Source organism: Streptomyces sp. NRRL F-525, assembly GCF_000716605.1.
Lineage (GTDB): Bacteria > Actinomycetota > Actinomycetes > Streptomycetales > Streptomycetaceae > Streptomyces.
Genome location: NZ_JNXE01000031.1, coordinates 39,771 through 54,989, shown reverse-complemented (window position 1 = coordinate 54,989; position 15,219 = coordinate 39,771). Strand labels below are relative to the sequence as shown.

Annotated in this window: 12 protein-coding genes and 2 pseudogenes; 9 read left to right on the top strand and 5 right to left on the bottom strand. The window is 69.5% G+C overall.

The features are described from left to right. Nucleotides 1-14: 14 nt before the first annotated feature. Nucleotides 15-947, top strand: a complete 933-nt coding sequence (locus OO69_RS34305) for a helix-turn-helix transcriptional regulator (protein WP_051801384.1) — start codon at nt 15-17, stop codon at nt 945-947. Between the two features lie 117 nt (nt 948-1,064). Here the strand turns inward: OO69_RS34305 and clpB are convergent, their stop codons facing one another. Then, nucleotides 1,065-3,674: an ATP-dependent chaperone ClpB gene (clpB, locus tag OO69_RS34300; RefSeq protein WP_033284787.1), complete on the bottom strand. Its 2,610-nt coding sequence runs from the start codon at nt 3,672-3,674 to the stop codon at nt 1,065-1,067. A 121-nt stretch (nt 3,675-3,795) separates the two neighbouring features. Between clpB and OO69_RS34295 the strand changes: the two genes are divergently transcribed. Continuing rightward, entirely contained in the window at nt 3,796-4,221 is a 426-nt protein-coding gene (locus OO69_RS34295; protein ID WP_033284786.1) for a pyridoxamine 5'-phosphate oxidase family protein, read from the top strand. Between the two features lie 141 nt (nt 4,222-4,362). On the opposite strand, the gene OO69_RS34290 is transcribed toward OO69_RS34295, so the two are convergent. Continuing rightward, nucleotides 4,363-4,698, bottom strand: a complete 336-nt coding sequence (locus tag OO69_RS34290) for a hypothetical protein (RefSeq protein ID WP_026151350.1) — start codon at nt 4,696-4,698, stop codon at nt 4,363-4,365. Then, nucleotides 4,695-4,895, bottom strand: coding sequence for a hypothetical protein (locus OO69_RS34285; protein ID WP_078652686.1), 201 nt, complete (start codon nt 4,893-4,895; stop codon nt 4,695-4,697). The genes OO69_RS34290 and OO69_RS34285 overlap by 4 nt, the downstream gene beginning before the upstream one ends. A 181-nt stretch (nt 4,896-5,076) precedes the next feature. Between OO69_RS34285 and OO69_RS34280 the strand changes: the two genes are divergently transcribed. The 3 genes and pseudogenes from OO69_RS34280 to OO69_RS49015 all read left to right on the top strand — a co-directional run bounded on the left by OO69_RS34280 (nt 5,077) and on the right by OO69_RS49015 (nt 7,759). Next, a complete protein-coding gene (locus tag OO69_RS34280; RefSeq protein ID WP_234444607.1) occupies nt 5,077-6,021 on the top strand; it encodes a helix-turn-helix transcriptional regulator in 945 nt (314 codons plus the stop codon). A 25-nt stretch (nt 6,022-6,046) separates the two neighbouring features. Then, a pseudogene (locus OO69_RS49020) lies at nt 6,047-6,924 on the top strand (helix-turn-helix transcriptional regulator). Further along, nucleotides 6,921-7,759: pseudogene (locus OO69_RS49015) on the top strand (helix-turn-helix transcriptional regulator). Before OO69_RS49020 ends, OO69_RS49015 begins: the two co-directional pseudogenes overlap by 4 nt. On the opposite strand, the gene OO69_RS34265 reads toward OO69_RS49015, so the two are convergent. Beyond that, complete coding sequence (locus OO69_RS34265) at nt 7,722-8,783, bottom strand: helix-turn-helix transcriptional regulator (protein ID WP_033284783.1); 1,062 nt, start codon at nt 8,781-8,783, stop codon at nt 7,722-7,724. The pseudogene OO69_RS49015 and the gene OO69_RS34265 sit on opposite strands and share 38 nt — an antisense overlap. Before the next feature lie 262 nt (nt 8,784-9,045). On the opposite strand from OO69_RS34265, the gene OO69_RS34260 reads away from it, so the two are divergent. From OO69_RS34260 to OO69_RS34250, 3 genes are read left to right on the top strand one after another with little or no spacing between them, the layout of a single operon-like run. Continuing rightward, nucleotides 9,046-10,590 carry a circularly permuted type 2 ATP-grasp protein gene (locus OO69_RS34260; protein WP_033284782.1) on the top strand — a complete coding sequence of 515 codons (1,545 nt, stop codon included), beginning with the start codon at nt 9,046-9,048 and terminating at the stop codon, nt 10,588-10,590. After that, nucleotides 10,587-11,519: an alpha-E domain-containing protein gene (locus OO69_RS34255; RefSeq protein ID WP_033284781.1), complete on the top strand. Its 933-nt coding sequence runs from the start codon at nt 10,587-10,589 to the stop codon at nt 11,517-11,519. Before OO69_RS34260 ends, OO69_RS34255 begins: the two co-directional genes overlap by 4 nt. Before the next feature lies 1 nt (nt 11,520). Next, entirely contained in the window at nt 11,521-12,363 is an 843-nt protein-coding gene (locus OO69_RS34250; RefSeq protein WP_033284780.1) for a transglutaminase family protein, read from the top strand. 30 nt (nt 12,364-12,393) lie between these two features. Here OO69_RS34250 and OO69_RS34245 read toward each other — a convergent pair whose 3' ends face one another. Further along, the gene (locus OO69_RS34245) at nt 12,394-13,500 is read right to left on the bottom strand and encodes a substrate-binding domain-containing protein (protein ID WP_033284779.1); all 1,107 of its coding nucleotides are present in this window, start codon (nt 13,498-13,500) and stop codon (nt 12,394-12,396) included. 294 nt (nt 13,501-13,794) lie between these two features. On the opposite strand from OO69_RS34245, the gene OO69_RS50620 reads away from it, so the two are divergent. Further along, a complete protein-coding gene (locus tag OO69_RS50620; RefSeq protein ID WP_078652684.1) occupies nt 13,795-15,183 on the top strand; it encodes a fibronectin type III domain-containing protein in 1,389 nt (462 codons plus the stop codon). The last annotated feature ends 36 nt before the right edge of the window (nt 15,184-15,219 follow it).

Sequence of the window (15,219 nt, the reverse complement as noted above, 5' to 3'; positions counted from 1 at the left end):
CCACGAAAGAAGTCGTGGAGGCACTGGACATCACCGAAGCCGCCGCGGCCGAGGCGATCGAGGCGTTGGAGGAATTCCATCTGATCGACCGGGCGAACGGCGCGGAAAACCTCGGCGAGCTGTGCGCATACGGCCCGTGGTGGCGCACCGTCCATCCGCACATGGCCGCCGCCCACATGGCCGGCGCGGAATCGCGGTTGCGCCGACGGCTCTTCGAACTGAACGTCCGGCGCGACTCGTTGACCGCCCTCGCCTCGATATACGCGACCCGCCCGCCGGAGGAGACCGAGACGGTCGAGGTCGTCGACCTGCTCGACGATGTGGTCACGCTGATCGAACAGGCCAGCGCCGAGTGCCGGGACGAGATGCTCGCCTGCCAGCCGGGCGGCGGCCGACCCACCGAGGAGCTGGAGCAGGCGGTCGCCCGGGACACCGCGCTGCTGAACCGGGGCGTGCGGATGCGCACGCTCTACCAGCACTCCGCCCGGCGGCACGGGCCCACCCAGGCCTATGTGGAGCGGATCGCTCCCGCGGGCGCCCAGGTGCGGACGATGACCGACCTGTTCGGGCGCATGATCGCCTTCGACCGCAGGATCGCCTTCGTCCCGCACCCCCAGCGCCGGGGCGGCGCGGTGGTGGTGCGCTCCCCCGCCGCCGTGGCGTTCCTGTGCGAGGCCTTCGACCGTGCCTGGGACCACGGCGCCCCGTTCAGCGAACCCGAACGCACCCCGGTCGCCGTCGACGACCTGCGCCAGGGCATCCTGCGGCTGCTGAGCAGGGGCCTGAAGGACGAGGTCATCGCCCGCCGCCTGGGCATCTCACTGCGCACCTGCCGCAAGCACATCGCGGACCTGTTCCAGGAGCTGAACGCCGACAGCCGCTTCCAGGCGGGCTACCTCGCGGCCACTCGCGAACTGCTCCGCGGCACCCCCGCCATCCCCGAGTAGGAGGCGGGAGACGGGAGGCGGGCGGACCGCTCACGCGAAAGACCGGGGTGCCCGTGACCCCGTTTCGGGTCAGCGGCACCCCGGCCTCGCCACACCGGCCGTTCCGCGGCCGTCGGTTCAGAGCGTCTTGGCAGGCCGCTCCGCCGTCGCCGGTCCCACGATCAACCCCTCCCCGAACGCGTCCACCCGCACCGTGTCCCCGTCCTTGACCTCGCCCGCCAGGATCTCCTTGGCGAGCCGGTCGCCGATCGCCGTCTGCACGAGCCGCCGCAGCGGGCGCGCCCCGTACGCCGGGTCGTTGCCGTTGTCCGCGAGCCAGGTCAGGGCCTCGTCGCTGATCTCCAGGGTGAGGCGGCGTTCCGCGAGGCGCTTGGCCAGGCGGCCGATCTGGAGGGCGGCGATGCGGCCGAGCTCCTCCCGGTTCAAGGCGGAGAAGACCACCAGGTCGTCCAGGCGGTTCAGGAACTCCGGCTTGAAGGACGCGCGGACCACCTGGAGGACCTGGTCCTTCTTCTCGTCCTCGCCCGTGGTCTGGTCGATCAGGAAGTTGCTGCCCAGGTTGGACGTGAGGATCAGGATCGTGTTGCGGAAGTCGACCGTGCGGCCCTGGCCGTCGGTCAGGCGGCCGTCGTCCAGTACCTGGAGGAGGACGTCGAAGACCTCGGGGTGCGCCTTCTCCACCTCGTCGAGCAGGATCACCGAGTACGGGCGCCTGCGCACCGCCTCCGTGAGCTGCCCGCCCTCCTCGTAGCCGACGTAGCCGGGCGGGGCGCCGACCAGCCGGGCCACGCTGTGCTTCTCGCCGTACTCCGACATGTCGATACGGACCATGGCCCGTTCGTCGTCGAAGAGGAAGTCCGCCAGCGCCTTCGCAAGTTCCGTCTTCCCTACGCCTGTTGGGCCCAGGAAGAGGAACGAGCCGGTCGGGCGGTCCGGGTCCGCGATGCCCGCGCGGGTGCGTCGCACGGCGTCCGAGACCGCCTCCACCGCCTCGCGCTGGCCGATGAGCCTGCGGCCCAACTCCTCCTCCATGCGCAGGAGTTTCTGGGTCTCGCCCTCCAGGAGGCGGCCTGCGGGGATGCCGGTCCAGGAGCCGACGACGTCCGCGATGTCGTCGGGGCCCACCTCCTCCTTCACCATCGTGTCCTTGGAGGCTTCCTCCTCGGCCTGGGAGGCTTCCTCCAAGTCCCGCTCCAGGGAGGGGATCTCGCCGTAGAGCAGCTTGGACGCGGTGTCGAAGTCGCCGTCGCGCTGGGCGCGTTCGGCCTGGCCGCGGAGTTCGTCGAGCTTCTCCTTCAGCTCGCCGACGCGGTTGAGGGACTGCTTCTCCTTCTCCCAGCGGGCGTTGAGGCCCCGGAGTTCCTCCTCGCGGTCGGCGAGGTCGCGGCGCAGCTTCTCCAGACGCTCGATCGAAGCCGCGTCCGTCTCCTTGTCGAGGGCCAGCTCCTCCATCTTCAACCGGTCGACGGAGCGCTGGAGTTCGTCGATCTCGACGGGGGAGGAGTCGATCTCCATGCGGAGGCGGGACGCCGCCTCGTCGACCAGGTCGATCGCCTTGTCGGGGAGGAAGCGGGACGTGATGTAGCGGTCGGAGAGGGTCGCGGCCGCCACCAACGCGCTGTCCGCGATGACGACCTTGTGGTGCGCCTCGTAGCGCCCCTTCAGGCCGCGCAGGATCGCGATCGTGTCCTCGACGCTCGGCTCCGCGACCAGCACCTGCTGGAAGCGGCGCTCCAACGCCGGGTCCTTCTCGATGCGTTCGCGGTATTCGTCGAGGGTCGTCGCGCCGACCATGCGGAGTTCGCCGCGGGCGAGCATCGGCTTCAGCATGTTGCCGGCGTCCATGGAGGAGTCGCCGCCGGCGCCCGCGCCCACGACGGTGTGCAGCTCGTCGATGAAGGTGATGATCTGGCCGTCGGAGTCCTTGATCTCGGCGAGGACGGTCTTCAGGCGCTCCTCGAACTCGCCGCGGTACTTCGCCCCCGCGACCATCGCGCCGAGGTCCAGCGAGACGAGCCGCTTGTTCTTGAGGGACTCCGGCACGTCCCCCTTGATGATCCGCTGTGCCAGCCCCTCGACGACGGCGGTCTTGCCGACGCCGGGCTCGCCGATGAGGACCGGGTTGTTCTTCGTGCGGCGGGACAGCACCTGGACGACCCGGCGGATCTCCTGGTCCCGGCCGATGACCGGGTCGAGCTTGCCCTCGCGCGCGGCGGCCGTGAAGTCCGTACCGAACTTCTCCAGCGCCTTGTACTGCCCCTCGGGGTCGGGTGTGGTCACCCGGCGCCCTCCCCTGCTCTTCTGGAACGCGTCCAGCAGCTTCTTCGCGCCGGCCCCCTGCTGGGAGAGTACGTCCCCGGCCGCGCCGCCCTTCGCGGCGATACCGATCAGCAGGTGCTCGGTCGAGAGGTAGTCGTCGCCGAGCTCCTTCGCGCGCTCACCGGCGTCCGCGAGGACCGCGAGCAGCTCGCGGCTGGGCTGCGGCGGCGCGACGGTCGACCCGGTGACGCTGGGCAGCGAACCGAGCACCCGCTCGGCCCCGGCCCGTACCGCGGCCTGGTCCGCGTCGACGGCGGCCAGCAGGTCGGTGATGTTCTCGTTGTCCTGCCCCTCCAGCAGCGAGAGCAGCAGATGCGCCGGGGTCAGATCGGCGTGCCCCCCGGTCACGGCACGGTTGCTGGCCGCGTTGATCGCGTCCCGGCTCCTGTTGGTCAGCTCGGCGTCCACGTTCGCGTACTCCTCCTCCTACGACCTTCGTGCACGGAATGACACGGTCAACGTGCACAAAGTTGAGTCTATTCCACTCAAGGCAGTGGCGGGGAGGATCCAGGGACTAAGTTCCGGGACCATGGCCGCATATCCGGTGGACCCGGGCGATCCCGACCCGTCGTATCTCAGCTTCTGGCGGGAACGGCACCTGTGCACCCTCACCACCCTCCGCCCCGACGGCACCCCGCACGTCGTCCCTGTCGGAGTGACATACGACCCGGAGGCACGGCTGGCTCGGGTCATCGCGAACAAGTCGAGCACGAAGGTGCTGAACGTCCTGGCCGCCGGCCCCCAGGGCGCCCGGGTCGCCGTGTGCCAGGTGGACGGGCGGCGCTGGGCCACGCTGGAGGGCCGGGCCGTCGTACGCGTCGAACGCGACCGGGTCGCCGAGGCGGAGCGCCGGTACGCGGAGCGTCACGAGCGGACGCCGTCGCCGAACCCGTCCCGGGTGGTGATCGAGATCGAGCTGACGCGGGCGATGGGGAAGGTGCCGGGGAAAAGCTGAAGCGGCGATTTTCGGCCACCCGGGATCGGCTGATACCCGGAGATTCCGCACAAACTGCAGCGGCGTCACCGTGTTCAGGTCACGGTGACGCCGCTGCGGGGGGGAAGCACCTGAGCGATCTGTTACGACGGGGGAATCGCGTCAGGCACTGCGGGGGGTGGCTGAGATGGTCTGGATGTCGGGGGCATCCGTTTCCACCAGCCGGTGGTCTCGCTGGTCAAGATTCACAAAGATCATTCCGTACCGGATGGCACATCGCACTGGCTGCGGCGCCCCCCGAGGCCGCCGCAGACACCGGTACGCCCGTACGTCCTCGTCCTCGTCCCGCGTCACGACGACCGGCTCACCGAACACGGTCACCATGAGCGAGTCACCGCTGTGGGGGATGGCGGTGGCCAGGTCGATGAAGTGCCAGCCGGAGCGGTAGGCCGTGGCCATTTCGCGGCGGAAGGAGCGGTCGTCGGGTGGGGTGGTCATGACTCGGCGACCCACGTGCTGTCGCTCGGAGCCACCCAGGTGCTGTCACCCGGTACGTCGGACGCCGTGACGACCCAGGTGCTGTCGCCGGCGGACACGTTGGTCGTGCCCCAAGTACTGTCGTCGGTCACCGCAAAGCCACTCAGCGCCCCGAAGGCCACAACGGCGGAGAAGGCGGCAAGCGCCGAGCGAAGCATTCTCTTATGCATAGTCGGCTTCGTCCTCATTTGAAGGTCACCTCTCCCCCGTCGACTACGACGATGGCGCATTCCGGCACGTCGTGGCCACACAATCGATGCATCATGTTCCTGCACGTTCAGGACCCTGGGGGGTGGAGATTTGGTGACTAACGAGACTAATCAGACACATCCTCACGAGCTGACCGATCTGTGCGAGGACGGGCGCCGCCTCTACGGGAACGCTCTCCGGACTGGGCGCGTCGCCCGTGCGGATGTGGAACCGGCGCCCTGTTTGATGGAGTTCGCCCTCCTTCATCCCGATCCTGACGATCCGAACTGGCTGCGCCCGGTGCCCCCGTCGATCGCCCTCGCCCAGCGGCTCAACCCGATCGAGAGCGAGATCACCCAGCGAAGGCGGATGTCGATCGAACTCGCCGACGCTTTCGGGCCGTTCATGGCCCTCAGCGCGCAGTCGACGGCGACCACGCACTCGATCACGGTGCTGGAGGGCCTCGACCGGATCAACGCGGCACTCGATCTGGCCACCACCCAGTGCCAGACCGAGATGCTCACCGTGCAGCCGAGCCGACGCCGGCTGGAGCACACCCTCGCGCAGGGGCTGAACCGCGACAGGCCGCTGATCGAACGCGGCTGCCGCATCCGGACGCTCTACCAGCACCCGGCCCGCTACAGCCCCGAGACACTGGCCTACGTGGCCCAGTTCACCGACGGCAAGGTGGAGTACCGGACCATCGACGAACTGGTCGAGCGGCTGATCATCTGCGACGAGACCGTGGCCTTCATCCCGACCCGCGACGACGGGGAGATCGCCCTCGAACTCCGTCATCCGGGGCTCGTCCGCTACCTGATCAAGGTCTTCGAGTTCATGTGGAACCGTGCGGTCCCGCTGAGCGCCGGCGCGCCGTACGAGACCGCCCCCGACGGCATCACCGAAATCCAGCACTCGATCGCCAAGCTCCTCATCGAGGGCCACGTCGACGAGGCGATCGCCCGGCGCCTGGGCATGAACGTCCGTACCTGCCGCGCCCACATAGCCAAGCTCGCGACGGCTCTGGGCAGCGGCAGCCGCGCCCAGCTCGGGTTCCTCATAGCGCAGTCGGGGATCCTGAAGCAGGAGCCCTGACCCCACGCCAAGAAGAAGGTCACACGTGACGACACAGCCTCACCGGCACGGTCCGGAGGAACTGTGCGAAGAAGGCCTGGAGCTGTACGGCCGAGCGCTGCGCGCGGGGCACGTCACCAGTGCGGACGTCCAGGTGGCTCCCTGTCTCGTCGGCCTGGGCCTGTTGGATCCCGCCGTCACGGACCCCGACCGTCTGGAGCCCGTCGCCCCGGCCCTCGTCCTGCACCGCCGGCTGCGCGCCTCGGCGGACCGCATCGCCGACGAGCGGCAGCGCGAGCAGAGGCTGGCCGAGACCTTCGAGCCGCTCATGCGCATCGACGGCCGGCGCACGGCCACGGCGGACCCGCCGGCCATCAGCCTCCTCGGCGGACTCGACCGGATCAACGAGGCCATCACCACCGCCATGGCCGACGCCTCCAGCGAGCTCCTGGCCATTCAGCCCTACGACGGCCACAATCCCGCCTCACGCCTGGCCAGAAGCCTGGGCCGCGACCAGGCCCTGCTCGACCGCGGCGGCCGCATCCGCACCCTCTACCAGCACACCCAGCGCTACTCGCCCGCCGTGACGGCCCGCTACGAGCGGCTGGACGGCGACGCCGAGGCACGGACCCTCGACCAGGTCACCGAGCGCCTCGTCGTGATCGACCGCACGGTCGCCTTCATCCCGGCCAGCAAGGACCGCACGCTCGCCCTCGAAGTCCGCCACCCGGTCCTGATCGACCACTTCGCCATCACCTTCGACCGCCTCTGGCACATGGCCGCCACCGCCTCGGCCTGAACATCCGCACCGCCCGCGTCCACATAGCCAAACTCGCCACCACCCTCGGCAGCGAGAGCCGGGCCCAACTCGGCTACCTCATCGCGGAGTCGGGAATCCTCAAGCAGGAGGGAGCGGCGCAGTGACATCCGCGCCTCACACGGAGCACAGGGTGGAAGACCTGTGCCCCGCCGGATCGGAGCTGTACGCACGCGCCCTGCGGGACGGGTGGGTGCTCCGTGCGGACGCCGACGCGACCCCGTGCCTGGTCGACCACGGCCTGCTGCACCCGGCCGCCGAGGACCTGGGACGGCTGGAGCCGGTCGCCCCCACCGTGGCCCTGCACCGGCTGCTGCGCGTGTCGGAGTCACGCATCGCGGACGAACGGCGGCGCGAGGAGCGACTGGCCGAGACCTTCGAACCGCTCATGCGGATCGACAGCCGTCGCGCGCCGGAGACGGGCACCCCGGCGACCATGGTCATCAGCGGCAAGGAACGCATCAACCAGGCCATAGAGGAGGCCATGTCCGAGGCGACCCGGGAGCTGCTCTGCATCCAGCCCAACTCCAACTACCACACCCAGCAAGGTGAGAACGCCCAGGTCGTCGCCCTGAGCCGCGACCAGGCCGTGCTGGACCGCGGCGCCAGCATCCGCACCCTCTACCAGCACACCCAGCGCCATCTGCCGCTCGTCTTCGCCCGCTACGAGCGGCTGACCGGCGACACCCAGGCCCGCACGCTGGACGAGGTCACCGAGCGCACCATCATCGTGGACCGCACGGTCGCCTTCGTCCCGGCCAACAAGGACCGCACCCTCGCCCTGGAGATCCGCCACCCGGCCCTGGTCGAGACCGCCTCGGCCTGAACATCCGCACCGCCCGCGTCCACATAGCCAAACTCGCCACCACCCTCGGCAGCGAGAGCCGGGCCCAACTCGGCTACCTCATCGGGCAGTCGGGGATTCTCGATCCGCCGGGGTGAGCTGGACGGGGACGTCCGGGAGGCGTGACGAGGCACCGTCCAGGCCCACCTGCGCTATACGGACGCCCAGTTGGGTACGGCTCGCCGCGCCCAGGGTCTCCGACAGGCGGGCGATGTGGGCGCGGCACGTGCGGACGCTTATGCCGAGCCGTTCCGCGATCACCGCGTCCTGGTGGCCGTCCGCGAGCAGGGCGGCGATGGACTGTTCGCGGTGCGAGATGCCCTCGATGCCGGTGTCCGGCAGGGGCGCCCCGACGGGGATCGCGAGGCGCCACAGGCGGTCGAAGACCGTGACGAAGTACTCGATCAGCGCCGGGTGGCGCAGCTCCAGGGCCATCGTGTGGTCGGCGTTGGCAGGGATGAAGGCGACCGTGCGGTCGAAGAGGATCAGCCGGTCGACCACCTCGTCGAGCGTCCTCGCCTCCACCGCGTCGCCCATCAACTCCAGGTAGTTCAGCAGGCCTTGGCCGTGGCGGGCCACGTGGGTGTACAGGTCGCGCATCCGCACCCCGCGCGAGCGCAGGGCGACGGCGCGGTGCAGGCCCTCCGTCAGTTCCGGTTCGCGGCGGATGCCGCCGGGCTGGACGGTGAGGACCTCGCGGGTGCAGGCCTCCGTCGCGTCGTCCATCGCCGCCTGGATGCGGGCGAGCCCGTCCAGGACACGGATCGCGGCACCGCCCTCCAGCGACGCCGACGCCATCGCGGACGCCTGGATACGGCGGCCGAGACCGGCGTACCACTCGAAGGCGGCGACCGCCGAACCCACCCGCCGGTGGCTCTCGCTGACCTCGTCGTAGACCCCGCGCAGCAGCCGGGTCATGACCTCCTGCGGGGCGGTCGGGACCAGCCAGTCCATGTCGTCGGGGTCGGGGTGGAGGAGGGCCAGCTCCAGCAGGCACGGCACCGGTTCGGCGTCCGTGCGCGGTACGCGGCCCCGCCGTACGGCCCGGGAGTACACACGGTCCCCGGCGTCGCAGAGTCGGTCAGCACCGTGTGGATGCTCGTCCGTCCCGTGCCCGGCCATCGCCCATCCCACCCCCGGTTCCCGGCTCTTTGCAGCGCAACTATGCGCGGACCGGTCCTGCTCCGCAACACGGCTTCCCCTCGAACAGCCCCCGAAAACCGCCGGTATCACCCTCTATCTCCCCGCCTCCGTGCCTCGCCTTGCAACAAGCTGGGGGGTGTCCGGCCGGTAGCACCGAGTCCCTCGGCGTATCACTTTCCGCGTGAGCTGCCGGAAATCACTCAGAGATCACCGTGTTACGTATCGCACTTAACGTCCCCTCATGGCGGACATATTTGACGCATACGCATTGGCCGATGCGTGGGACGAGATGTTTGTGCGGCCGGGTGAGGTCAGAACCGCCTACGAGCCGGTACTGGCGGCACTCCAGCCCATCGAGCCGAGTGAACTGCGCTTCCGCGCGGACCAGATGGCCCGCGCGTTCACCGACCGCGGCGTGACCTACGCCTTCGCGGGCGAGGAACGGCCCTGGCCCCTGGACCTGGTGCCGAGGATCATCGACGCGCTGGAGTGGGACCTCATCCAGCGCGGGGTGGCGCAGAGAGTGCGGGCCCTGGAGGCCTATCTCTCCGACGCCTACTCCCACTGCCGCGCCTTCGAGGACGGGGTCGTGCCCTGGCGGCTGCTCCTCAACTCGGCCCATTTCCATCGGGCCGCGCAAGGGGTCGAGCCACCGGGCGGGGTCCGCATCCACGTCGCGGGCATCGACCTCGTGCGCGACGAGGCCGGCGACTTCCGGGTCCTGGAGGACAACGTCCGGGTGCCGAGCGGCGTTTCGTACGTCATCGAGAACCGGCGCGCCATGACGCGGATCTTCCCCTCCCTCTTCGCCGAGCAGCACGTGGTCCCCGTCGACGGGTACGCGCAGAAGCTGCTCGCCGCGCTGCGGGCCGCCGCGCCCGCGGGCACCCAGGACCCGCGCGTCGTGGTCCTCACCCCGGGACCGGGGAACGCCGCCTACTTCGAACACGCCCTGCTCGCACGGCTGATGGGCGTGCAGCTGGTAGTGGGGCACGACCTGATGTGCCGCAACAACCGGGTGTGGATGCGGACCACACGCGGCGAGGTGCCCGTCCATGTCGTATACCGGCGGCTCGACGACGACTTCCTCGACCCGCTGCACTTCCGCCCCGACTCGGTGATCGGCTGCCCGGGCATCATGAACGCCGCGCAGGCCGGGAACGTCACACTCGCGAACGCCGTAGGGAACGGCATCGCGGACGACAAGCTCCTCTACACCTACGTCCCCGACCTCATCCGCTACTACCTCTCAGAGGAACCGATTCTCCCCAACGTGGAGTCCTACCGCCCCGACGAGCCGGGGCAGTTGGAGGCGGTCCTCGACCAGATCGACCAGCTGGTCGTGAAGCCGGTGGACGGCGCGGGCGGCATGGGCATCGTCATCGGGCCCAAGGCCGACGCGAAGACACTCGAACGCACTCGCAAAGCCGTGGCCGCCGACCCGCGCGGCTGGATCGCCCAGCGCCCCGTCGCCCTCTCCACCTCCCCCACCCTCGCGGGCGAACGCATGGCACCGCGCCACATCGACCTGCGCCCGTTCGCCGTGAACGACGGCACCGACGTCTGGGTGCTGCCCGGCGGCCTCACCCGCGTCGCCCTCCAGGAGGGCAACCTGATCGTCAACTCCAGCCAGGGCGGCGGCTCCAAGGACACCTGGGTGCTCGCGGAGGGCCCCACCGAACAGCCCGCGTCGCTCTTCCCGGAGAGCGGACTGCCCGAGGTGGCACCCCGTCAACTCGGCCCCGACGGCAACCCCATGGTCGTACAGGAAGGGGCGCAGCAGTGAACGACGTGATCCTCTCCCGGATAGCCGAGGCCCTGACGTGGACGGGCCGTTACGTCGAGCGCGCGGACGCCACCGGGCGCATCCTCGACGCCTATCTGCACCGCCTGCTGGAGGACCCCTGGCGCGACGAGGACGCGGCCTGCCGGTCGCTGTACGCGATCCTCGGGGTCGACGCGGGCGGTCAACGCGTGGACATGCAGCAGGTGTTGGACCAGTTGGCCTTCGACGCCCGGTCCACCTGTTCCATCGAGGGCGCGCTCGGCGCCGCCCGCCTCAACGCCCGCAGCGCCCGGGAAGCCGTCTCCTCGGAGATGTGGGAGTGCCTCAACTCCACCTGGCACGCCCTGGCCGACCAACGCCTCGCGGCGCGCCGTACAGGCCCCTACGCCTATCTCGAACTCGTGCGCAGACGCGCCGCGTTGTTCTTCGGCCTCGCCGACTCCACGATGAGCCGCGACGACAGCTGGCGTTTCGTCGTCCTCGGCCGCAGCCTCGAACGGGTGGACATGACCGTACGGCTGCTGTCCGTCCGGGTGTTGGACGCGGCGCACGCGCCCGACTGGCCGACGCTGCTGAGCGCTTCGGGCGCCGACGAGGCGTACGCGCGGGTGTACGGCGGTTTCGGGGACACCCCGCGTGTGGCCGAATTCCTGCTGCTGGACCGGGACTTCCCGCGCTCCGCGCTGCACGCGCTGACGACGGCCGAGGAGTGCCTGACCGCGCTCGGCCGCCAGCGCCAGGACCCCGCCCGCCGCCCGATAGGCCGCCTCCGCACCCGTCTCGAATACCTGGACTCGCACGCCTTGGAAGAGCAACTGCCCGCCCTCCTCAAGGACTTGCAGCACGCCTGCATGGACTCGGCGGAGGCGGTCGCGGAGTTGTTCTTCCCGTACCAGGGGCCCGTCGAGTGGGCCCAGGAAGGAGCCTGAGATGACCCGTAGGCTTCGCATCCGCCACACCACCCGCGTCTCGTACGCCCAGGCGGCCGTGTCCTCCCACAACGAGGTCCGGATGACCCCGCTCACGCTGCCCGGCCAGACGACACTGGACGCGCGCGTCACGGTGAACCCCACGACGCCGACGTGGTCGTACTGGGACTACTGGGGCACCCAGGTCACCGGCTTCGACCTGATGGACCCGCACGCGGACCTCACGATCACCGCGTCGAGCCTGGTCGAGACGTCCCCGCCGGAGCTGCTCGGCCCCTCCCCCAGCTGGCAGGAGGTGACCGAACGGACCACGAACTCACGCCTGTTGGAGTTCATCGGCCCCACGGTCCGTACGACGGTCCCGCCCAAGCTGCTGAAGAAGGCGCGCAAGGCGGCCGCAGGACTCGATCCGCACGGGACGGCGATCGCGGTCTCCGCGCTGGTCGCCGACCGGGTGGCCTACCTCCCCGGCGTCACCGGCGTGAACACGTCGGCGGCCGAGGCCTGGGAGCAGGGCGCCGGCGTCTGCCAGGACATCGCGCACGTCACCATCGCGCTGCTGCGGGGGCTCGGTCTGCCCACGCGCTATGTCTCCGGATACCTGCATCCCGAGCGCGAAGCGGAACTCCACCGCCCCGTGGCCGGGCAGAGCCACGCCTGGATCGAGTACTGGGCGGGCGACTGGTGCGGCTACGACCCCACCAACCGGACCCGGCCCGACGAGTCCCACGTGGTCGTGGGGCGCGGGCGCGACTACGACGACGTGACCCCGCACAAGGGGATCTACCGGGGAGTGGCGGGCGGACCGCCGGAGGTGACGGTGGAGTTCACGCGGGTGGCGTGAACTCCCGTGCGGGGCGGGCGGGTTACGGGGTTACTTCAGCCCGTGCGCCTCGCACGCGGACTTGTAGTCGGCCGTGCAGATGTCGGAGATCTTGTAGATCCCGTCCGCGACCACCGTCGACTTGATGTTGTCCCGCGTCAGCGCGACCACGGAGACCAGCTGCGAGGGGATCTTCTTGTTCGTGGGGCTGTCGACCGTGTCACGGGTCAGGGCGTCGAACTCGATGTCCCTGCCCTGGACCTTGGCGACCGCGATCTTCGCGGCGGCCTCGGCGAGGTCGGGGTAGGGCTTGTAGACGCTCATGTACTGCTCGCCGGTGACGATCCGCTGCACGGCGCTGAGTTCGGCGTCCTGGCCGGTGACGGGCGGGAGCTTCGTCAGGCCCGACGCCTTCAGGGCCTTGATGATGCCGCCGGCCATCGCGTCGTTGGCGGAGTACACCGCGGCGATGTTGTTCTTGCCGAGCTTGTTGATCGCCTCGGTCATCTCCTGCTGGGCGATGACCGGGTCCCAGGCCTTGGTGTTGTAGCTCTCGGCGATCGTCACCTTGCCCTGCAGCTCGGTCAGCGCCCCGCCCTTGAACACCGCGGCGTTCGGGTCGGTCGGCGAGCCGTTGATCATCACGATCTTGTCGGAGGTGTCCACGTTGCTGCCCAGCGCCTCGACCAGGGAGCGGCCCTGCACCTCGCCGACCAGTTCGCCGTCGAAGGAGACGTACGCGTCGATCGGGCCCTCGGCCAGCCGGTCGTAGGCGATGACCGGGATGCCGGCGGTCTTGGCCTTCGCCACCATGGTCCGGATGGCGTGCGAGTCGACGGCGTCGAGCACGATGATGTCGACCTTCTCGTCGATCATCTTCTGCATCTGCTTGTCCTGCGTGGCCGCGACGCCACCGGCGTTCTCGTACTCGGCCTTGCCCTTGTTCGCGGTGAGCTCCTGGATCTTCGCCTTCATGATCGGGAAGTCGAACTCCGCGTACCGCGTGTTCGTCTTCTCCGGCATGAGGACACCCACCGTGATGTCGTTGCCCTTCGCCGGAGTCGCGTCCGAGCTGCTCCCCGACGAGTTCAGCACGCCACAGGCGGCCAGGGGGAGGGCCAGCGAGGACGCGGCCACGGATATGGCGATACGACGCATTGGGAGCTCACTTCTGGTGCCGTGCGGACGTGGGTGCAGCATTGCAACCCAGGTGACTGAAAAGCCAACGCGGCCGCGACCACCGGCGTCAAGCGGAACTACTTAACGAGATGGCAACGCCACGTTCCGTTTGGTATGTGGAGACGCTGCGGAACCCCATCCAAACGCTCTTTACGGACCCTCCACTCAACGGGAGTTCATGAACGGGCAAAGATAAGCACAACCAACTCCCGTCTTCACAAGTCGTGATCAGCGACGGCCACCCCCTGCCACGCCGATCCGACAGAGGACCGAATGAACCCAGCCAGACACGCGACGGCCGCCGCCGTCGTGCTCTCCGTCGCGGGAAGCCTGCTCGCCGGCGCGACAGGTTCCGCCTCCGCCGCGACGAGTTGCGCCTCACCCGTCTTCAAGCGGCAGTTCTTCGCGAACACCGCCTTCTCCGGTACGGCGAGGAAGACGGACTGCGACAACGCGATCGACCAGACCTGGACCGGCGCCCCCGCCTCCGGCCTCCCCAAGGACAACTTCGGCGTCCGCTGGACCGTGACAAGGGACTTCGGCTCGGGGGGTCCGTTCTCCTTCGCGGCCTCGGCGTCCGACGGCATCCGCGTCTACCTGGACAACAGCCGCAAGATCAGCCTGTGGTCCAACACGTCCGGTTCACGCGCCAAGACCGTGAACGTGACGATCCCCAAGGGCAAGCACACCCTGCGGATCGACTACGCCAACTGGACGGGCTCCGCCAAGGTCAAGTTCACGTACACGCCCCGCACCGCGGCGACCGTCGACAGGGTCAAGCCGCTCACCCCGACCGGCACTTCGGTGTCGTACACCTCCTCGACCGGCAAGGCGAAGCTCACCTGGTCGAAGAACAAGGAGATGGACCTCTCGGGCTACCGGGTCTACCGGCGCCTGAAGGGCACCTCGTTCGGCACCGCGCCGCTCGCGACGACCACCTCCACGACGTACACCGACACCCCGCCCGCGACCGGCGACACGTACTACTACGAGATCCGCGCCCGCGACAAGGCGGGCAACGAATCGACCGGCACCGCGGACAAGCCCGTCACGACGGTCGACGCGGCCCCCGCCCGAGTGACCGGTCTCGCGGGTGGACACTCCGGATTCACCGGGCTCACCACCCTCACCTGGCACGCGAGCCCGGAGACCGACGTCAAGGGCTACCAGGTGTACCGCGACGTCGACGGCACCTGGACGCTCGTGAGCGGCACCGCGCCGCTCACCACCGCCTCGTACACCTCGGCGTACCTGGCGGCCGGTGACACCCGGAACTACTACGTCGTCGCCGTCGACAAGGCGGGACACACCTCCGCCCCGTCGGCCACCGTCGCCCCCCTCGCCGTGCGGGCACCGATCGGGCTGACCGGCAGCGGCAGTTACAGCGGAGTGTCGCTGTCCTGGACGTCGACCGGGGCCGCGGGGACGACCTACAACGTGTACCGGGTGTCCATCGAGTACTACGGCTCGGTGTCCTGGCCCTGGGAGAAGATCGGCAGCACCGCGGAGACCTCGTTCGCCGACCTCACCGGTACCGCGGGCCTCACCTACATCTACGCCGTGACCGCCTCCGACACCCACGGCAACGAGTCCGAGAACGACGGCCACACCTTCGCCACCAGGACGAAGCCCACCGGCCCCGTCGAGGTGACAGTGGAGTAGCGGGGCGGTACAACCAAGCCCCTCCTTCGTGAGTCC